Below are 17,394 nucleotides of genomic sequence, written 5' to 3'. Positions count from 1 at the left end.
GGAGCACCACGTCCCGGCCCCGCTTGAAAACAGGGAGGCCGCCGTCCCGCCAGTACGGCAGGCCGGCGGCATTCGGTATCCGTCATTCGCGCGCGGGCGGGCGCGGACCTCCGGCATGACGGCAGGCTAGTCTTGTGCCGAGCGGCGCAACGCCTGGCCTCGACCCGCATCCTTCGCTGCGTAAAGCGCGGCGTCCGCTTCCGAGAGAAGCGAAGCCAGATCTGACCCATCTGCGGGAAAAATCGAGATGCCGACGGATGCGCCCACAGTCGCCTCTACTCCGGGGTAGGGTCGCGACAATGATCTGATCAAGTTGTTTGCGGCGGATAGCGCAGTCTCCGCATTGCTGTCGTCCATCAAAACAAAGAACTCGTCACCGCCGAAGCGCGCAATGATGTCCGATGCGCGAAACGTGGTCTTCATGCGTTGGGCGACAAACTCCAACACTGCGTCGCCCATCGCATGCCCCTGGGTGTCGTTCACGTCCTTGAAGTGATCAAGGTCGATCGCCAGTATGGCCACTTGCCGGCGCGCGCTTGCCGCGGCCGCCAGGGTTTGGCTGGCCAGCTCTCCGAACAGTACGCGATTGCAAAGTCCTGTGAGCGGATCGTGATACGCCAGCTGTTGCGCTCGCGCCAGCATGCGCGAAGTTTCTGTCAGCGCCGATCCCAGCGCGGCCGTTTCCACAAAGTGCGTCGGCGGGGCAACAAAGGTACCGCCGCGGCCGAGCTCGATGGCCGGTTCAATAAGGGCTGCGATGGATCGTTCGATTGCACGCGCCATCCATACGGCGAGCGCGACGCCAAGGCCAACAAATGCGATCCCGGCCAGAATGACCTTCGCCAGCGACGCGATAAGCTCCTCCAAAAGGAAATTCGCGGGTGCGCCCACGGCCACGGCCCACTTCCCGTCCGAGGTGTGTGTGAAGGCCGTAAAGACCGGCGCGCCTTCCTTCGTTGTGCTTTCCAGCGTGTTTTCGGCCCGATTTTCGATGGCGCGGCGAAGCGACGGAACCGCGGGGTGGCCGATGAATCGAGATTCTTCGCGTGTTCGGCCGGCGATGATGCCTTGTGAATCGAGCAATGCCGCGACCCAGCCTTCGCCAAGCGCCTGGCGACGTAATAGCCTTCCGATGGCTTCGGGGCTGATGCCGGCTTGCAAGCTGTATCGGACTTCGTTGTTTACGATTACGGGTACGCCGATGGCCACGAGATAGCGGTTCGTGGCCCGGGTGTTGAATAAATCGGTTTGCATCAAAGTGCGATCCGAGAACACCCGATCCAGCGCGCCTTGCGGCGCTGAGGCAGGGACTGCCGGGCGGGCGTAATCATGGGCCGTATTCAAGATCTGCATGCGCCGGGCGTCGACAAGCACATAGCTGTCCACGTTCTGCAATTGAGCGATCTGCCGCGCCTTCGCATGAAAACCGCGCAGGTCGCCGCGAGCCAGTTCTTCGGAGGCGGCAAGGACGTTCAGACCCGCGGTCACGCCATGGATCTCCCGCTCCCAGTCAACAGTCATGCTGCGGGCGATAGACACCGTCGCCTGGTAAATCCGCTCCTTGTGAAGGCGATAGTCTTCGTACACCGTTAGCGCGGCGACCAATGTCGCGGGTGCCGAGCATGCCAGGCCGAGCAGGACAAGGGCTTGTCGCAGAGACAACAGTCGTAGGCTGCGGGTAAGAGTCGAGCTTTTTGCGGCCAATTTGCGGTCCGACTGTGTGACGTGGAAATGTAAATCCAGTGTAACAAGCCGCGCGGGTCCCTGTCATGGAGAGGGACGTTCGTTGAAGATCTGTGGCGCTGAGGTGAATGTGCGCTGGCGGCAGCCGCTTGCGCCGTTGCATGGAATTGCTAGTGTCCGCGCATTCCGACATCGTCGGTCACCCTCGCAGAACATCTGGATGAAGCGCGCTCTCTGCCTTGCCCTTGCGTTCACGGCCCTGGCCCTCGTCGCCGCGCCACCGCGTCCGCAGGGCCATTGGGAAACCCGTTGAGGGGAATTCGCCTCCAGCAAGGACGACCTCGTCGGCATGGTCGGCATGGCGATTGCTCACCGCATGGCCATGGCTGCGAGGCGGGCGATGGGCGTCCGGCCGTCGAGCCTGGAGCGCCAAGCGCAAGGAGGTCAGGATGTCCAAGCCGATTTTTCACGCGGAGTCCGAAAGCGAACGGCACAATGGCCAGCCGCAGGTCGATCGACCCGGGCACGATACGCCCAATCCGGATCCGGACACGGGGTCGGGCTACCCGGCGGGCGGCCAACGGCGCGAACAAGGCAAGGATGCCTATGGCCGCGGCCCGATGCAGCGCCGCCAGGCGGGCTTGCCACCCGATCCGGAAAGCGGCGCGGGACGGGACGAGCCGCCCGGTAAATCGCGTTGACCGTCGCCGTGTTACGTCCGGCTGTCCGTCGGGCCGCCGGAGGCCCGTTGCGTCGGCTGTAGCCATGCCGCGCAGCCGGCCGGCGAGGTCGTGCCACTGACATACAACGCGCCCACACCGTACAGCGACAGGCTCTCGCGCAGCGAGAGGTTTTGCACCACCCATACGCCGCCGGCGCGGTCCGTCCACACGATGCGGGCGTCGGTGCCATCCAGCGCCTGCAGCAATCCCGTGGCCGACGCGTTCGGCAACAAGGCCACCACGGTCGTATCGTTGTCGCCGCGCAGAGGGAAGAGGTTGGCCGCGGCGGCGCCGGCCAGCGCGGCAATCAGCAGGCCGATGGAGACGTGGCGCCGGCGTGCTGGCGGGCCGCCGCCGGCGGAACAGCCGCGCCAGCCGACGAAAAACGGCAACAGGCCGAACACCGCCAGCCAGGCCAGGTCCCAGAACAAAGGCATGTCGGTGTCCATGCGGATTCGGTGAATGCCAGTGATCCAGTGCGAGAACAACGCGTCGATGATGTGCCAGGCGCCGAAGCCCATCCAGAACGCCGGCCACAGCGGCCGCAGCGAGACCGCCGGCGCGTGTGCCCGCGTCCGATAGAGGATCCACAAGCCGACCGCCGCCACCACGTACATCAGGGCGTGAAACAGGCCGTCCACCGCCACCTGCATGCGCAGGTCTCCCAGGATGCCGGTGCGGATGGCGGACAACAGGTGATGCCACTGAAGTATCTGGTGCAGCAGGATGCCGTCGAAGAAGCCGCCCATGGCAAAGCCGAGCAGGCCGCTGGCGCGGCGCACGCTGCGGCCACTGGCTTGTTCGGAGGTGGGGAGGTCCATGCTGGCGCCTGCTAGGCCGGGTTTTTCGGCCCGGTGCGTCGGGGCATCACGGCGGGGGTGTCGTCGGCTGGCTTGAGGATGTCGTCCTCGTCCGCGCGCGGATTCGGCGAGCCGTCGAATTGGGTCGCCTTGTGAGCGGTGGTCGATGTCCGCTCGCCGGATGCGCGTCGCTGGTTCGCTTTTTTCAATCCCTCTTGCACGCGGGTGGAAATGTCGACCTGGTCCTCGCGGCTTGGGTCGGGCGCCGTTGGCGATGTCTGCGGCAGGGGGGCATTGGGATGTGAAGGCTTCATGGCGGACTCCGTTGGCGGTGGGTGGAGCAACCGGCAAGCGGCGTGCCCGGCCCTGAATGTGGCCCGCGTTGTGGCCCCGTGCTGCCCGGCGGGCGTGGTGGGCACGCGGCGTGCGCGGTGGCGCCAGGGAAACGCTCGCGGAGTCCGCCATGAAAAACAGAAAATTCCTGGTCCGGCTGCTGATAGCCGTTCTATTGATCGGGTTGATCGTAATGTTCCCGCCCTGGTAGGCGGGCCGGTCATGCGCCGCCGATGCCGCGCACGACCTTGCCTGTCCCGCCGCATTGGTGGCAGGGCTTCTGGTCTATCCTGCCGCTGCCGTGGCAGGCGGGGCGAGGCACCGTGCCGGCGCCGGGCGTGCCGGGCGCGGCTTCGTCCCCAGGGTTGATATCGGCGGGGATGGGCGAGGTCGATGTCATCGTGGTCTCCTGTTGACCGGGACGCGGCGCGCGACGCCAAATTTTGCCCTGTCGGTCAAATTGACATGGGGGCGCGGCCGGGACCGCGGTGCGGCCCCGGGGCTTGGCGCCTATCGTTTGGCCTGCGCGTCAGGATCGTCGGCGCGTGCCAGAAAGCTCCGTACCAGGGCCGCCGAGTTGTGCTCGATCCACTGCGCCATGGCGCGCTCTTCTTCCAGGATGCGTTGGCATACCGCCGCGGTTTCCGCATCGCCGACTGCGTCGGCCGCCACCTTGAGCTGGCTGTAGGCGGCAATCTCCAGATTCTCGAAGGCGAAACTGAACATCGTGCCCTTGACGACCTCGTCGGCGGCGAATACGCCCGCAAACCCCTGGAACGTGGCCATGGCCTTGCCCGTCAGGTCCTTGAGCAGCGATGTGTCGCCGCCGCGACGTTCGATGCACTGGCGCACCAGGCGCTGCTGTTCGCGCGTCTCCTCGATGTGGCGCTGGATGCGTTGCCGCAGTTCCGGGTAGCTTTCGATGCGCGATAGCATGCTGCCGAGCATGGTTTCGGCCTGTTCTTCCATGGCGTGCGCGTCTCTGAGCCAGTCCATCAGGTGTTGGCTCGCGCGTGAGTCATTCCTGTCCATTGTGATCTCCAAGTTGGTCCACCGTCCCGCGAGTGCGGCAGGCCGGCCGATGCAGCATCCCGCGTACCCGGGGGAGCCCGCCCTCGGCGCGGGCACGCGGCTTGCTGGTGAGATTGCTTGTCCCGATCCAGGGTGATATCCAGGAGGCCAACATGGCGAAGAAAGCAGGCAATCCCGAGCAGATTCACGACCTTCTGTACCAGGCGCTCGAAACTGAATTGGGCGGTGAACTCGTATACACCGCCGCGCTCGACTGTACGGTCGACGCCGACCTGCGCAAGGAATGGCAGGGTTACCTTGACGAGACGAAAACGCACCAGCGCGTGTTGCTGACCGTCTTTGAAGAGCTGGGCCTGGACCCGGATGCGGCGGTGCCCAGCCGGGCCGTTGTGAAGCACCACGGGGAAAGCCTCGTGGCCGCCATCAAGCTCGCCAAATCGCAAGGCGACCCGGACGCGGCCCAACTGGTGGCCGCGGAATGCGTGGTGCTGGCCGAAACCAAGGATCACCAGAACTGGGAACTGATCGGCCTGGTGGCGCAGAAGACGTCAGGGCCGCAGGCCAGCGTGCTCAAGCGCGCCCACGACGCCGTCGAGAAGGATGAGGACCACCACCTCTATCACACCAAGGGCTGGGCGCGTGAGCTGTGGATCCAGGCGCTGGGCTTCCCCGCCGTCCTGCCTCCTCCGGAGGAGGCCAGGAATGTCGAAACCGCTATCGGCGCTTCCCGCGCCGAACAGGCGCGTGACAAGATGCTCTGAGTGCCCGGTTGGCGGGGTATGGCGTGGGGCGCCCGGGGCCGGAAGGCGGCGATGATGGGATCAGTGGACAGGGTGCCGCGCCAGCCCTGCCGGCGGAGGGGTGCCGCGGGGCGGATTCCATGATCGGGTCTCGGCCAGGAATCCGGCCTCCCAGGCCTCGACCTTGCCGCGCCACTCCGTGATCGACTCGCCCGTGTGTCCCGGCATGGCCGCGGCACGGTAGTAGGGGCAATCCCACAGGGTCAGTCCGTCGCGGGCGGCTTGGGCGCCCAGCTTTTGGATTTCGTCGCGATGCATTGCACTTCCCTCCAAAAGTAGGTGATAGGACCGTCAGTTTTACTGAAATGGCGGATCGGCTGCAATAGTGTTGCAGTACCTGTATCCGTGGTAGGCAACGCTTACCCTTCCGTTTTGACCGTGCAACCACTCTCATGCCATCCTGTCGCCGTGTACGAGGAAGGAGGCGCGTATGGACCGCGAAGAACTCCTGGAATTGATGATCCTGACGCCGGCGCCCACGCCTTCGCTTGATGCCTGGGACAGCGTGCTCGCGATCTATGCGGGTCACCTGGAAAAGCTTGGCGCCAAGCTGGACGAAAAGGATCTCGGCCTGCTGGTCGCCAGCGGCGCGATGTTCTATCGAACCTTGTGCCAGGCCAATGCCGCGCGCTTGCAGGCGCTCGAGCGGCAGGCCGCGCAACCGTCGCGCGGCGCCAAGGACGGGCATGACGCAACCGAGCCCGCGCCTAAAGGAAAAGGGCTGTAAACACAGCCCTCTCTTGCCTGCCTACATCACTCTTGTCCTCGCGCGTTGCTGGCGGTTCCAGCCGGCTTCCCATGCCAGCACCTTGGCGAGCCATTGCCCGATCGGTTCCGCGCTTCGGGCGGGCAACAGGTTGAGCCTGAGATAGGGGCAGTCGAGCTTGCTCGCTCCGCGCATCGCCGCCTTGGCCCCTTGCTTCTGGATATCCTCGTACATGGGCCTTTCCTCCACGAGAAAGGTGAACGTCCAGTGTCGGCGAGGGACCCGGCTGGGTCGAGCGTTGTTACCCGGCGAAATGTTACTGTCGCGTCCGTTTCCGGGGCCGGATCCTGCGTCCTGCCTGGTAGCGCCACTACCGGTACACCCGATTGCCTTCCCGGTGGCGTGGGGGCGGCTTAGGCTGTGGGTCTTTTCACTGGCAACGGAGAAGTCCCATGGTGACCGCGAACAGGGTGGGGCCGTCATACGGCGTCGAGATCAGCAACGGGCAAAGCCTGGTGCGATCCGATACGCGCAAGCTTGGCGCGGGAGGCGACACGGGCATGCGGCCGCACGAATTGCTCGAGAGCGCGCTGGCGGCCTGTATCTGCATGTCCATCGACATGGCCGCGCAGCGGGCCGCCATGGCGCTGCCCGCGCTGACGGTGACGGTGGCGCTCGAGCGTCTCGATCACGAAAGCGGCTTCGATGTCTCGTTGCGCTTTGCCGCGCCGCTGTCCGATGCGCAGCGCGCGCTGGCGCGCGAGGCGGTGGCGGCTTCGCCGGTCGCGCGCACCCTGGGTAAGACCGTGCGGGTGCGGCCGGCGACGGTCGACGATGCCTGAGCCGATGACTGCGGTATAGTCGGCGCCCAGGCGAAACGGGGGGAAGGATGCGCAACGTATTGATCGCGATGGTTCTGGCCGCCAGCAATCGGCCGGGCCGCTTCATTTCGCGTGCGTTGCTGCCGGGTGTGTGCGCCCTCGCCATCAGCCTGCCCGCCCAGGCCCGACCGACCGAGCAGCACTGGCTGCCACGCCCGGACGGCTCGGCCATCGCCTACTACCTGCGCCAACACGATCCCGATCGCGCCGCCGACAGTCTGCTGGTGGTGGTGCAGGGGTCCGATTGCAACAGCGTGGCACACAACCATGCCGTGCGCCAGTATCTGCGGCACGTGCTGCCGCGGGCCGATCTGCTTACGGTCGACAAGTACGGCATCGATGTCTCCCTGCCGTACCGCGACGATGATGGCAGCCACCGCGCCGACTGTCCGCGGGCCTATCTGCTGCACGATAATTTCGACCAGCGCCTGCGGGACTACGCAGCCGTGATCGCGCGCTTGCGCCAGCAGGGCGGGTACCGCCGCGTGGTGGCCGTGGGCGGCAGCGAAGGCGCGGTCGTGGCCAATATGCTGGCGGCGCGAGGCGGGCTGGTGGATGCCAGCATCGCCTTCAACGGCGGCGGGCGCTGGTTCCTCGATGACGTGCTGCACAGCATCGGGACGGGCGATGCGTCGCCTGCCGAGAAGGCGCAAGCCATCGAGGGGTTCCGCGGGTTTGCGCAGGCCCTGGCGCAGGCGCCGTCTTCCGATCTGGTGGCGAGCAATCACGGACATGACTGGTGGCGCCAGGCCCTGGCGCTGGACCAGCAGGCGTTGCTGGAGCGGGTGCACACGCCGCTGTTGATCGTCCAGGGCGGCGCGGACACGTCAGTGTCGCCGGATTCGGTGGCGCGGATGATCGATGCCCTCAAGCGCGCCGGCCGGCGCAATATCGACTATCGCTTCTATCCCGGGCTGGATCATGGCCTGCGCGAAGCGGACGGCACGCCGCGCATGGGCGAAGTGGCGGCCGACATGGCCGCGTGGCTGCGCGCGTTGCCGCCGCCCGCGCCCTGACGCCTTTCCCGCCCTTTCCCCTTTCCTACAATAGCGGCTGGCTTAAGCAGGAAAAGATCATGCCCACTCCCGAAGACATCATGCGGCACTACGACTCCGATCCGGACGAGGACCCGTGGGTACGCGGCAAGCCGGCGCCGGAAGCGGTCGTCGTGGTGCCCTACGACCCCGACTGGCCGGTGCGGTATGCGCGGCTGGCGCAGGACATCGCCGCGGCGCTGGGGCCGGCCGCGCTGCGCATCGACCACGTCGGATCGACCGCGGTGCCGGGTCTGCCGGCCAAGCCGGTGGTGGACATCGACCTGGCGGTGGCCGACCCGGCCGACGAGGCCGCCTATGTGCCGGCGCTGGAGGCCATCGGCTATGTGCTGGTGATCCGCGAACCCTCGTGGCACCAGCATCGCTGCCTGCAGTTGTCGACGCCGCGGGTCAACCTGCATGTGTTCGGCCCGGACTGTCCCGAGAACATCCGCCACCGGATGTTCCGCGACTGGTTGCGCGGGCACGACGATGACCGCGACCGATATGCCCAAGCCAAGCACGCCGCGGCCGAGGGCGTGGACCAGGTCGCGGACTACAACCTGCGCAAGCAGGCCGTGCTGCGCGGCATCTACGACCGCATGTTTCGCGCGGCGGGCTTCAACTGAGGTCTTACCGGCAAAGGCCGTACAAGGTTCCCGATGTATGGACTTGAACCGGGTTTGTGCCATACTGGCCGATTCATGTCAGTCATACATTGCGGCATTCCCGCGCAATAAAAACAATGCATAACGACGATATGTATGCATCCTGGCCCCTGACCTTCGTGCGCGGCGCCGGCCCCCGCTACCGCCAGATCGCGGATTTCATCGAAGGCGCCGTGGCCGCCAACCGCATGCAGCCGGGCGACCGCCTGCCGCCGCAGCGGCGCCTGGCCCAGCACCTGGACGTGGACCTGACCACGGTGACGCGCGCCTACGCCGAGGCCGCCCAGCGCGGGCTGATCGAAGCGCGCGGGCCGCTCGGCACCTTTATTGCGCGGCCTGTCGAACAGCCGCTGCGGCAGATGCTGGACCTGGGCATGAACATGCCGCCGCTGCCGCTGGGCTGCGACCTGCAGGACCTGCTGCGGCGCGGCCTGGCCCAGGCCATGGAACGCCATGACGTCGGCGTGATGATGACCTATCACCAGGCCGGCGGCGGTCCCGCCGAACGCGAGGCAGGCGCGCAATGGCTGGCGCAGTCGGTCGAGCGGGTCGACCCGGACCGGGTGCTGGTGTGTCCCGGCGCGCAGGCCGCCCTGGCCGCCGTGATGCTGGCCTATAGCCGGCCGGGCGACGGCATCATCGCCGAGCCGCTGGTGTATCCGGGCCTCTTGACCGCGGCGCAGCAGTTGGGCCGGCGCGTGCTGGTGGCCGAGACCGACGCCGACGGCATGACCCCCGCCGGGCTGGAGCGCGCCTGCCGCGACGGCGGCCGGCTGGTCTACCTGAACCCCACGCTGCAGAATCCCACCGCCCACACCATGAGCGCGGCGCGCCGCCGCGACCTGGTGCGAGCCGCCGCGGCCCGCGGCGTGCGCATCATCGAAGACGATCCCTATTCACTGTTCCTGGACGACGCGCCGCCGGCGCTGGCCAGCCTGGCGCCGGCCTCGGTGTTCTACATCGCCACGCTGGCCAAGACCCTGACGCCCGGCCTGCGCACCGCGTTCGTGCTGAGCCCGGACGAAGACGGCCGCCGCAACGTGCTCGCGGCGATGCGCGCGTTTGCCGTGATGGCGGCGCCGCTGATGGGGGTGCTGACCACGCAATGGATCGCCAGCGGCACGGCGCGGCACATCCTGGACGGTGTGCGCGCCGAGGCCCATGCGCGCCAGCAATTGGCGCGCCGGTTGCTGCCGGGGCCATTTCCGGCCGCGGCGGCAGGCATCCACCTGTGGCAGCCGTTGCCCAGCCTCTGGACCGCGGTCGACCTGGAACGGGTGGCGCGCGACGAAGGCCTGAGCGTGACCTCGTCGGACGCCTTCCACCAGGGGCTGGGCACGCCCAACGCCATCCGCATCTCGCTGGGCAGCATTCCCGGGCGCGAGGCCCTGGCGCAGGCGCTGGAGCGGCTGGCCGGCCTGGTGCAGCGGCGTCCGCGCGGCCTGCGCGACGTGATCGTCTGACGCGCAAGCCGTAACATGGGCGTCATGCCTGTCTTGCCGTAACGCCTCATGTTGTTCGAGACCTTTCATTCCCTGCAGCAGACGCTGGTCGATTTCGCCCGCACCCACGCCGACTGGCTGGCGCCGATGGGATTCGCCTTCGCGTTCCTGAAGTCGCTGCCGCTGGTGGCGCTGGTGATACCGGGCACGGCGTTGCTGCTGTCGATCGGCGCCATCCTGGGGTTGGGCGACAGCGCTTTCGTGCCGGTATGGTTGGCGATCGCGATTGGCGCGGCGCTGGGCGACTGGGTGCAATATGCCTGCGGCGTGTGGTTCGGACCCGGCCTGACGCAATTGAAGCCACTGCGAAAACGCCCTGAACTCCTGCACCGCAGCACCGTGTTCATCCAGAAGTGGGGCGTGCTGAGCATCGTGCTGTGCCGCTTCTTCGGTCCCTTGCGCGCCACCGTGCCGATGATCGCCGGCATCTGCGGCATGCGCGCCGCGTCGTTCCAGGCCGCCAACTGGGCCTCGGCCTTCCTGTGGGCGGCGGCGCTGCTGCTGCCCGGCTGGTGGGGCACGCGCGCGTTCCTTTGAGCCGGCGCGCGTGGCACCGGGTCCGCGCCGTGCCGGCGGCGCGGGAGCCGCCCGCGCCGCCACGGGGCGCGCGTCAGAACAGATGGCGGACGCCGACCGAGGTCTGCAGCGTGTGCGATGCGCGGATGTCCAGGCGGTTGACGTAGGCGTACAGGTTGGTGCGCTTGGACAGGTCATGCTGGTAGCCCAGGGCCCAGCCGGTGATGTCGGAGCTGGTGGCGCGCTGGTACGACGCCATCAGCGTGCCGGCCTTGCCGGTCGGCATGCTGATGCCGGCGAGGTACGAATTGACCCGGTCGTAGCCCGCCGAAGGGCCGGTATTGGCGTTGCGCAGGTTGCCGTAGGTGCCGTGCAGCTTGATCCACTCGAAGTCGTACGAACCGGCCACTTGCAGGTTGCCGGCCGTCTTCTTGTTCGGCAGTTGCGAATTCGGATTGAGCCGCTCGTAGGTCAGCGCCGCCGCCACCGGGCCGCCGTTGTAGCGCAGGCCCGCGGTCAGCACGCGATCGTGCGCGTCGGTGGCGAAGGCCTCGCCGTCGTGCGATTCGAAGCTGTAGCCCAGCCCGGCCTGCCAGCCGCCCAGGCGCGGCGTGGCATAGAACACCGCGTTGTTGACGCGGCCGCCGGCGCCGAAGTCGCCGTCGTTGTAGCCCAGGCTGGCGTTGTTGGAAGACTGGCCCCAGCCGGTGCCGAACGGCGAGCCGACGCCGGCCCACTCGAAGCCGTAGACCCACTGGCGCCCCAGCCGCACTTCGCCGAAGCCGCCGGCCAGGCCGACGTAGGCCCAGCGGCCGAACATGCGGCCCTGCGCCTGGGTGCCGTTGTTGGCATTGAAGCCGCTCTCCAGGCGGAACACCGCCTTGTAGCCATTGCCCAGGTCCTCGGAGCCGCGCAGGCCCCAGCGCGAGCCCGATTGGTTGCCGCTTTTCTGGCGCAGGCTGGACGCGCCGTCCTTGCGTTCGTAGGTGGTGCCCAGGTCGACCAGGCCATACAGCGTCACGCTGCTGGTTTCGGCGGCCTGGACCGGACTCAGGCATCCCAGCGCCAGGGCGGCGCCCAGGACTCGGCGGTGGCGGATGATTCTTTTCATGGTGTGATCCCCTCGATTGGTATGGCATTGGACAAAAGAAGCCCCTGCCGCCGGCGCGCCGGCGGCAAAGGATGAAGCAAGCGGTTGTCGGGGCCGGGCGCTAACGGGTCATGGCAGGGTCCCATGCGCGGGCAGCGGCGCCAGGTCCCGCGGCGCGGCCACGCACAGCGTGACGCTGGACGGATGCGCGGCCGACAGGTGCACCGTGTTCAGCGCGATGCGCTTTTCGCGGGCGTCGGCGGCCGATTCGCCGCTGTTCGGGTTGACGTCGTACTTCGGGAAGTTGCTGCTGGAGATGTCCAGGCGGATGCGGTGGCCGCGCTGGAACAGATTGCAGGTGGCGAACGGTTCGATGGTGATCTCGTAGACCTTGCCCGGCGCCAGGGGCCGCGCCTCGTCCCAGCCTTCATGGAAGCGGCAGCGGAAGATGCCGTCGGTCAGGTTCAGCGCGTAGCCCTGCGGGTAGTCGGCGCTGGGCGGATAGACGTCGATCAGCTTGGCGGTGAAGTCGGTGTCGGGGCAATCGGACGACACGTACAGCTTGACGCCCACCGGCCCGGCCACCGCCAGATCCTCCGGCAGCGGTTCGGTCTGGAACACCAGCACGTCGTCGCGCGCGGCCAGCGGCAGGCCGGGCTGGCGCACGCCGAAGAAGCGCGCATCCTCGCGCTGGTCGAAGCCGCCGCCCTCGAACACCGGCTGGCCCGAGGTCAGCGCGCCGCCGATCGTGGGCACCGGATTGCGTGGGTCGTACTGGTAGCGCAACCGGCCCGCCGCGTCCGCCGGCGACCGTTGATCCAGGCGGCCGTCGGCGTGCAGGTAGAAGGCGGTGGCGCGGGCCTGCGGCACCGGCCAGGCGTCGGCCTGGATCCAGGCGCCGCCGTGGTCGAAGCGGCCCTGCGCGTCGCGCGCGCCGCTGCCGCCGCCCATCAGGAACAGGCGCGCGGCCGGGTCCGGCGCGGCGCCCGCCGGGGCGTCCTGAAGCCAGCGCTGGAACCACGCCAGCCGGAAGCCCAGCCAGTGCCGCGCCAGGTTGCCGTCGAAGGCCGCGCGCGGGCCGAATTCGGCGTCGCCGCTATGCGTGGTGTTGCGGTCGCCATGCAGCCATGGCCCCATGATGAGCCGTACCGGCGACCGGCGGCCCTGCGTCAGGCCGGCGTAGTTCTCCAGGGTGGTGCGCACGTAGGCGTCGTACCAGCTGGACATCAGCGCCACCGGGATGTCGGGAATCGCGTCGTAGTAGCCCTGGGCGTAGATGCCCAGCTGGCGCCAGGACTCGTCGAAGGTATCGGCGCGCCATTGCTCGAACAGGTAGTCCTCGTATTCGGGCACGCTGGCCAGCGGCGAATGGCCGGGACGCCACGGCATGCGCGTGAACCACTGGCGGATGTCCTCGGCCTCGAGCGCGGCCAGCACCAGCGGGTCCTGTTGCGCGGCGGGGCTCAGCTTGGCCTGCTTGTAGGCCCAGGTGGCCTGCTTCAGCTCGAACGCGCCGGATTGGCGGATGCCGCACTGGTAGCCGTTGGAAAACCCGCCCGAGTCCAGCACCATGCAGGCCAGGCCTGGCGGGTTCAGGCAGGCCAGCGCCATTTGCGTGTGGGCGGCGTACGACAGGCCCATGGTGCCGATGCGGCCGTTGCACCACGGCTGTTGCATGATCCACGCCAGCGTGTCGAAGCCGTCCGGGCCTTCCGACAGGTACTTGGTGAACTGGCCTTCCGAGCCGTAGCGGCCGCGGCAGTCCTGGAACACCACGGCGAAACCGTGCGCGGTGAAATAGCGCGCCACCTCGGGCCGCGGCACGCCGAGCCGGCCGTCGATCTGCTCGGAGCGCGACACCTCCGCCTTGCCATAGGGCGTGCGCTCCAGGATCACGGGCAGCGGCGCGTCCAGGCCGGGCCGGTAGCCGGCCGGCAGGTGCACGTCGGTGGCCAGGCGCACGCCGTCGCGCATGCGCACCATCTGGTCCGCCAGCAGCGCGGCGGGAGAAACTTCGGGGGCGGTCATTTTGCTTCCTGTATGTACAGCATGGAGGTGCGTTCGAGCTTGTTGGCGCGCATGACGGTGCCGTCGCGCGCGGCCCAGAAGGCCACCGGGAAATACAGCGGCACGATGCCGACGTCGTTGAAGGCGGCCTCGGCGGCCTGGCGCAGCAGGGCGTCGCGTTGCGCCGGGTCGAACTCCACGGCGGCCCGCGCCAGTAGGCGGTCCACCGCCGGGTTGGAGTAGCGCGCGCGGTTGAAGGCGCCGGTGCCGGCGGCCTTGTCGTAGGTGGCCAGCACGTTGGTCAGGCCGTTCGACGAATCGCCGGTGCTGTTGCCGTACGAGAAGATGAAGGCGCTGTACTGCTGCTTGTCGCTGGCGCCGGCATAGACGTTGTAGGGCTGGGTCACCACGCCGTTGATGCGCAGGCCGGCGCGCGCCATCATCTGCGCCAGCGCCTGGGCCAGGTCGCTGTCGCCGGCGAAGCGGTCGTTGGACGAGTGCAGCGTCAGGCCGAAGCCTTGCGGATAGCCGGCCTGGGCCAACAGGGCGCGCGCGCCTTCCAGGTCGTAGGCGGGCGCGGGCAGGTTGGGGCTGTGGCCGCCCAGGCCCTCGGGCACCATCTGCCCGGCCGGCACGCCGGCGCCGCTGAGCAGGCGTTCGGTGATCGGGCCGCGCATGAACATCTTCGAGATCGCCTGGCGCACCCGCGCGTCCTTGAGTGGATTGACCGTCATCGGCTTGCCCTGCGCGTCGGTGACGAACGGGCTGGCGTCGCGCGCCGAGTCCAGCGCCAGGTAGATCAGGCGCGCCGACGGCGAGCGATAGAGCGTGTAGCCGGCCTTGCCCTTGAGCGTCCTGGCATCCGTCGGCGGCACGCTGTCGATCAGGTCGACCGTGCCCGACAGCAGCGCCGAGATGCGCGCCGCGTCGTTGGCGATGTAGCGGATCACCACGCGGTCGAAGTCCGGCCGCGCGCCCCAGTAGGTCTCGTTGCGCGCCAGCTCCAGGCTGTCGCCCGGCTGCCAGCGCACGAACCTGTAGGGGCCGGTGCCGATGGCCGCCACGCCGCTGTTGAAGTCTTCCGAGCGCTTGCCTTGCGCGGCGTGGCGCGACAGCATGTAGACCAGCCCGATCTGCTCCATGAAGTCCGGCGTGGGCGCCTTGGTGCGGATGCGCAGGGTCAGCGGGTCGACCACCTCGACCGCGGCGATGGAGCGCACCGCGCCGCTGAAGGGCGCCGGACTGTTGGGCACCCTGGGCGCGCGTTCCAGCGAGAACACCACGTCGTCGGCGCTGAACGGCGTGCCGTCATGGAAGCGCACGCCGGGCCGCAGCCTGATCTCCCAGGTGTCGGGCGCCAGCACCCGCCACGACAGGGCCAGGCCCGGACGCATCTGCATGTTCTCGTCGGTCGACACCAGCCGTTCGAAGATGTTCTCGGCCGCGGCCTGGTTGTTGCCGGTGCGCGAGAACAGCGGGTCCATCGACGACGGTTCGCTGGAATGGCCGATGGTCAGCAGCGGCCGCGCCACGGCGGGCGCGGCGCCGGCCAGCAGCGCCAGCAGGGCCAGCGCCGCGGCGCCGCGGCGGATCGGGGTAAGCAGGGGATTCATGCGGCGGAGGTTCCTTGTGGGCGCGCGGCGCCGTCGAGCAGGTGGCAGGCGGCCTGGTGGCCGTCGGCCGTGACGCGCAGCAGCGGTTGTTCGGTCTTGCAGCGCGCCATGGCCTGCGGGCAGCGCGGATGGAAATGGCAGCCGGGCGGCGGATTCAGCGGCGACGGGATCTCGCCCTTGATGGCGTGAAAACGCCGCTTGCGGTTCGACAGCCGCGGCACTTCCTGCAGCAGGGCCTGGGTGTAGGGATGGCGCGGCGCGGCGAACACTTCGGCGGTGGGGCCCGACTCGACCACGCGGCCCAGGTACATGATGACGGTGCGGTCGCTGATGCGCCGCACCACGCCCAGGTCGTGGCTGATGAAGAGATAGGTCAGGCCCAGATCCTGCCGCAGGTCCATGAAGAGGTTCAGGATCTGCGCCTGGATCGACACGTCAAGCGCCGCGATCGACTCGTCGCAGATCAGGAAGCCCGGCTTGACCGCCAGCACCCGGCCGATGCCCACGCGCTGGCGCTGGCCGCCCGAGAACTGGTGCGGGAAGCGGTTGCGGTAGTCGGGGTCCAGCCCCACGCGCCGCATCACCTGCACCACGTAGTCGTCGTAGTCGCGGCGCGCGATGATGCCGTTGGCCAGCGGCGCCTCGCCGATGATGTCGCGCACCCGCTTGCGCGGATTGAGCGAGGACATCGGGTCCTGGAAGATCATCTGCGTGGCCATGCGCTGCGCGTGCGCGGCGCGGCCGGTCAGGGCGGACAGTTCGCCGGCCGGCGTCTGGATGCTGCCCGTGGTGGCCGGCAGGATGCCCGCCAGCACCCGGCCCAGCGTCGACTTGCCGCAGCCGGACTCGCCCACCAGGCCGACCACTTCGCCCTGGTGGATGGTCAGGTCGACGCGGTCGACCGCGTGCACGGTGTGCGAGGCGACCTTGGCGCCCAGCAGGCCGGCGAGGCGTTCGGCGTAGTCGGGCCGCTTCACGAACAGGCGCGACACCTGGTTGGCCTGCATCAGGATCGTCGGGCTCACGAAAGGGCTCCTGTCTGGGGATGGAAGCAGCGCAGGCCGCGGCCGCCGGCGGCCTCCAGTGGCGGCTGTTCGGCGCGGCAGCGCTCGGTCGCGTGGCCGCAGCGAGGGTTGAAGGCGCAGCCGGCCGGCAGCGCCAGCGGCGACGGCGCCATGCCGGGGATCTGGTACAGGCGGTCGCCGGTGTGCTCGTTGCTGGGCACCGAGCCGATCAGGCCGATGGTGTAGGGATGGCGCGGACGATCGAGGATGTCGTCGGTGCCGCCGGACTCGACCACGCGGCCGGCGTACATCACACAGACGCGGTCGGCCAGGCCCGCCACCACCGCCAGGTCGTGGCTGACCCACACCATGGCGGTGCCGGTCTCGGCGCACAGCTTCTGCATCTCGGCCAGGATCTGCGCCTGGATGGTGACGTCCAGCGCCGTGGTGGGTTCGTCGGCGATGATCAGGTCGGGCTTGTGCAGCATGGCGATGGCGATCGCCACGCGCTGGCGCATGCCGCCCGACAGCTGGTGCGGATAGGCCTTCAGGCGCTCGGCCGGCGAGGGGATGCCGACCGCCGCCAGCGTGTCGCGGGCGCGGTCCCAGGCCGCCTTGCGGCTGCAGCGCTCGTGGCTCAGCACCGTCTCGACCATCTGGGTCTCGATGCGGAACACCGGGTTCAGCGTCATCATCGGGTCCTGGAACACCATGGCGATGCGGTTGCCGCGCAGCTGGCGCAGTTCTTCGCGCGACAGCGTCGCCAGGTCGGTGCCCTTGAACAGGATCTGGCCGCCGTCGATGCGCCCGGGCGGATCGATCAGGCCCAGGATGGAAAAGCCGGTGATGGACTTGCCCGAGCCGGACTCGCCGACCAGGCCCAGGATCTCGCCGGGATGGACGTCGAAGCTGACGTCGTCCACCGCCCGCACCAGGCCGGCGCGGGTGTGGAACCAGGTGCGCAGGTTGCGCACGGATAGGGTGGGGGTTGCCGATTGCATGG

20 protein-coding genes are annotated in these 17,394 nt (G+C 68.4%); 8 read left to right on the top strand and 12 right to left on the bottom strand.

The window, feature by feature from the left end; genetic code table 11:
- Positions 1 to 126 precede the first annotated feature (126 nt).
- Entirely contained in the window at positions 127 to 1,587 is a 1,461-nt protein-coding gene (locus ACUTAG_RS06445) for a sensor domain-containing diguanylate cyclase (protein ID WP_127481503.1), read from the bottom strand.
- Between the two features lie 545 nt (positions 1,588 to 2,132).
- On the opposite strand from ACUTAG_RS06445, the gene ACUTAG_RS06440 reads away from it, so the two are divergent.
- Positions 2,133 to 2,384, top strand: a complete 252-nt coding sequence (locus tag ACUTAG_RS06440) for a hypothetical protein (RefSeq protein WP_054516278.1) — start codon at positions 2,133 to 2,135, stop codon at positions 2,382 to 2,384.
- 11 nt (positions 2,385 to 2,395) lie between these two features.
- Here the strand turns inward: ACUTAG_RS06440 and ACUTAG_RS06435 are convergent, their stop codons facing one another.
- The 4 genes from ACUTAG_RS06435 to ACUTAG_RS06420 all read right to left on the bottom strand — a co-directional run bounded on the left by ACUTAG_RS06435 (position 2,396) and on the right by ACUTAG_RS06420 (position 4,570).
- Positions 2,396 to 3,226 (bottom strand): DUF2243 domain-containing protein, encoded by an 831-nt coding sequence (locus tag ACUTAG_RS06435; protein ID WP_148318369.1) that lies wholly within the window; start codon positions 3,224 to 3,226, stop codon positions 2,396 to 2,398.
- Between the two features lie 11 nt (positions 3,227 to 3,237).
- Entirely contained in the window at positions 3,238 to 3,519 is a 282-nt protein-coding gene (locus ACUTAG_RS06430) for a hypothetical protein (protein ID WP_148318371.1), read from the bottom strand.
- Positions 3,520 to 3,758: 239 nt separating this feature from the next.
- A complete protein-coding gene (locus tag ACUTAG_RS06425) occupies positions 3,759 to 3,938 on the bottom strand; it encodes a hypothetical protein (RefSeq protein WP_148318373.1) in 180 nt (59 codons plus the stop codon).
- 110 nt (positions 3,939 to 4,048) lie between these two features.
- Positions 4,049 to 4,570, bottom strand: coding sequence for a ferritin-like domain-containing protein (locus tag ACUTAG_RS06420; RefSeq protein ID WP_148318375.1), 522 nt, complete (start codon positions 4,568 to 4,570; stop codon positions 4,049 to 4,051).
- 152 nt (positions 4,571 to 4,722) lie between these two features.
- Here ACUTAG_RS06420 and ACUTAG_RS06415 point away from each other — a divergent pair, with 152 nt between their 5' ends.
- Entirely contained in the window at positions 4,723 to 5,331 is a 609-nt protein-coding gene (locus tag ACUTAG_RS06415) for a hypothetical protein (protein ID WP_006387553.1), read from the top strand.
- A gap of 60 nt (positions 5,332 to 5,391) precedes the next feature.
- Here the strand turns inward: ACUTAG_RS06415 and ACUTAG_RS06410 are convergent, their stop codons facing one another.
- Entirely contained in the window at positions 5,392 to 5,628 is a 237-nt protein-coding gene (locus ACUTAG_RS06410; RefSeq protein ID WP_020928991.1) for a CrpP-related protein, read from the bottom strand.
- 172 nt (positions 5,629 to 5,800) lie between these two features.
- Between ACUTAG_RS06410 and ACUTAG_RS06405 the strand changes: the two genes are divergently transcribed.
- Complete coding sequence (locus ACUTAG_RS06405; protein WP_051429100.1) at positions 5,801 to 6,097, top strand: hypothetical protein; 297 nt, start codon at positions 5,801 to 5,803, stop codon at positions 6,095 to 6,097.
- A gap of 21 nt (positions 6,098 to 6,118) precedes the next feature.
- Here the strand turns inward: ACUTAG_RS06405 and ACUTAG_RS06400 are convergent, their stop codons facing one another.
- Positions 6,119 to 6,310, bottom strand: coding sequence for a CrpP-related protein (locus ACUTAG_RS06400; protein ID WP_020928990.1), 192 nt, complete (start codon positions 6,308 to 6,310; stop codon positions 6,119 to 6,121).
- Between the two features lie 218 nt (positions 6,311 to 6,528).
- Between ACUTAG_RS06400 and ACUTAG_RS06395 the strand changes: the two genes are divergently transcribed.
- The 5 genes from ACUTAG_RS06395 to ACUTAG_RS06375 all read left to right on the top strand — a co-directional run bounded on the left by ACUTAG_RS06395 (position 6,529) and on the right by ACUTAG_RS06375 (position 10,698).
- Entirely contained in the window at positions 6,529 to 6,918 is a 390-nt protein-coding gene (locus ACUTAG_RS06395; RefSeq protein ID WP_020928989.1) for an OsmC family protein, read from the top strand.
- Between the two features lie 47 nt (positions 6,919 to 6,965).
- Complete coding sequence (locus tag ACUTAG_RS06390) at positions 6,966 to 7,973, top strand: alpha/beta hydrolase family protein (protein WP_148318377.1); 1,008 nt, start codon at positions 6,966 to 6,968, stop codon at positions 7,971 to 7,973.
- 59 nt (positions 7,974 to 8,032) lie between these two features.
- Entirely contained in the window at positions 8,033 to 8,620 is a 588-nt protein-coding gene (locus ACUTAG_RS06385) for a GrpB family protein (RefSeq protein ID WP_148318379.1), read from the top strand.
- 116 nt (positions 8,621 to 8,736) lie between these two features.
- Positions 8,737 to 10,122, top strand: coding sequence for an aminotransferase-like domain-containing protein (locus tag ACUTAG_RS06380; RefSeq protein ID WP_148318381.1), 1,386 nt, complete (start codon positions 8,737 to 8,739; stop codon positions 10,120 to 10,122).
- Between the two features lie 48 nt (positions 10,123 to 10,170).
- The gene (locus ACUTAG_RS06375; protein ID WP_102964910.1) at positions 10,171 to 10,698 is read left to right on the top strand and encodes a DedA family protein; all 528 of its coding nucleotides are present in this window, start codon (positions 10,171 to 10,173) and stop codon (positions 10,696 to 10,698) included.
- 73 nt (positions 10,699 to 10,771) lie between these two features.
- On the opposite strand, the gene ACUTAG_RS06370 is transcribed toward ACUTAG_RS06375, so the two are convergent.
- From ACUTAG_RS06370 to ACUTAG_RS06350, 5 genes are all read right to left on the bottom strand, one after another.
- The gene (locus ACUTAG_RS06370; protein WP_148318383.1) at positions 10,772 to 11,788 is read right to left on the bottom strand and encodes a porin; all 1,017 of its coding nucleotides are present in this window, start codon (positions 11,786 to 11,788) and stop codon (positions 10,772 to 10,774) included.
- A 108-nt stretch (positions 11,789 to 11,896) separates the two neighbouring features.
- Entirely contained in the window at positions 11,897 to 13,795 is a 1,899-nt protein-coding gene (locus ACUTAG_RS06365) for a CocE/NonD family hydrolase (RefSeq protein WP_148318385.1), read from the bottom strand.
- Positions 13,792 to 15,387, bottom strand: a complete 1,596-nt coding sequence (locus tag ACUTAG_RS06360; protein ID WP_148318387.1) for an ABC transporter substrate-binding protein — start codon at positions 15,385 to 15,387, stop codon at positions 13,792 to 13,794. Before ACUTAG_RS06360 ends, ACUTAG_RS06365 begins: the two co-directional genes overlap by 4 nt.
- Positions 15,384 to 16,412, bottom strand: a complete 1,029-nt coding sequence (locus tag ACUTAG_RS06355; protein WP_148318389.1) for an ABC transporter ATP-binding protein — start codon at positions 16,410 to 16,412, stop codon at positions 15,384 to 15,386. The genes ACUTAG_RS06360 and ACUTAG_RS06355 overlap by 4 nt, the downstream gene beginning before the upstream one ends.
- Positions 16,409 to 17,392, bottom strand: coding sequence for an ABC transporter ATP-binding protein (locus ACUTAG_RS06350; protein WP_006387567.1), 984 nt, complete (start codon positions 17,390 to 17,392; stop codon positions 16,409 to 16,411). The genes ACUTAG_RS06355 and ACUTAG_RS06350 overlap by 4 nt, the downstream gene beginning before the upstream one ends.
- Positions 17,393 to 17,394: the final 2 nt, after the last annotated feature.

The organism is Achromobacter sp. CSND-B12, assembly GCF_052906545.1.
Note: the sequence above shows the minus strand (reverse complement) of the source record. Positions and strands in the feature narration are given on the sequence as shown.

What these genes read in the sequence shown, in the direction of transcription:
- ACUTAG_RS06440 (WP_054516278.1), top strand. Translation starts at nt 2,133, where the DNA reads ATGTCCAAGCCGATTTTTCACGCGGAGTCCGAAAGCGAACGGCACAAT.
- ACUTAG_RS06435 (WP_148318369.1), bottom strand. Translation starts at nt 3,226, where the DNA reads ATGGACCTCCCCACCTCCGAACAAGCCAGTGGCCGCAGCGTGCGCCGC.
- ACUTAG_RS06430 (WP_148318371.1), bottom strand. Translation starts at nt 3,519, where the DNA reads ATGAAGCCTTCACATCCCAATGCCCCCCTGCCGCAGACATCGCCAACG.
- ACUTAG_RS06425 (WP_148318373.1), bottom strand. Translation starts at nt 3,938, where the DNA reads ATGACATCGACCTCGCCCATCCCCGCCGATATCAACCCTGGGGACGAA.
- ACUTAG_RS06420 (WP_148318375.1), bottom strand. Translation starts at nt 4,570, where the DNA reads ATGGACAGGAATGACTCACGCGCGAGCCAACACCTGATGGACTGGCTC.
- ACUTAG_RS06415 (WP_006387553.1), top strand. Translation starts at nt 4,723, where the DNA reads ATGGCGAAGAAAGCAGGCAATCCCGAGCAGATTCACGACCTTCTGTAC.
- ACUTAG_RS06410 (WP_020928991.1), bottom strand. Translation starts at nt 5,628, where the DNA reads ATGCATCGCGACGAAATCCAAAAGCTGGGCGCCCAAGCCGCCCGCGAC.
- ACUTAG_RS06405 (WP_051429100.1), top strand. Translation starts at nt 5,801, where the DNA reads ATGGACCGCGAAGAACTCCTGGAATTGATGATCCTGACGCCGGCGCCC.
- ACUTAG_RS06400 (WP_020928990.1), bottom strand. Translation starts at nt 6,310, where the DNA reads ATGTACGAGGATATCCAGAAGCAAGGGGCCAAGGCGGCGATGCGCGGA.
- ACUTAG_RS06395 (WP_020928989.1), top strand. Translation starts at nt 6,529, where the DNA reads ATGGTGACCGCGAACAGGGTGGGGCCGTCATACGGCGTCGAGATCAGC.
- ACUTAG_RS06390 (WP_148318377.1), top strand. Translation starts at nt 6,966, where the DNA reads ATGCGCAACGTATTGATCGCGATGGTTCTGGCCGCCAGCAATCGGCCG.
- ACUTAG_RS06385 (WP_148318379.1), top strand. Translation starts at nt 8,033, where the DNA reads ATGCCCACTCCCGAAGACATCATGCGGCACTACGACTCCGATCCGGAC.
- ACUTAG_RS06380 (WP_148318381.1), top strand. Translation starts at nt 8,737, where the DNA reads ATGCATAACGACGATATGTATGCATCCTGGCCCCTGACCTTCGTGCGC.
- ACUTAG_RS06375 (WP_102964910.1), top strand. Translation starts at nt 10,171, where the DNA reads ATGTTGTTCGAGACCTTTCATTCCCTGCAGCAGACGCTGGTCGATTTC.
- ACUTAG_RS06370 (WP_148318383.1), bottom strand. Translation starts at nt 11,788, where the DNA reads ATGAAAAGAATCATCCGCCACCGCCGAGTCCTGGGCGCCGCCCTGGCG.
- ACUTAG_RS06365 (WP_148318385.1), bottom strand. Translation starts at nt 13,795, where the DNA reads ATGACCGCCCCCGAAGTTTCTCCCGCCGCGCTGCTGGCGGACCAGATG.
- ACUTAG_RS06360 (WP_148318387.1), bottom strand. Translation starts at nt 15,387, where the DNA reads ATGAATCCCCTGCTTACCCCGATCCGCCGCGGCGCCGCGGCGCTGGCC.
- ACUTAG_RS06350 (WP_006387567.1), bottom strand. Translation starts at nt 17,392, where the DNA reads ATGCAATCGGCAACCCCCACCCTATCCGTGCGCAACCTGCGCACCTGG.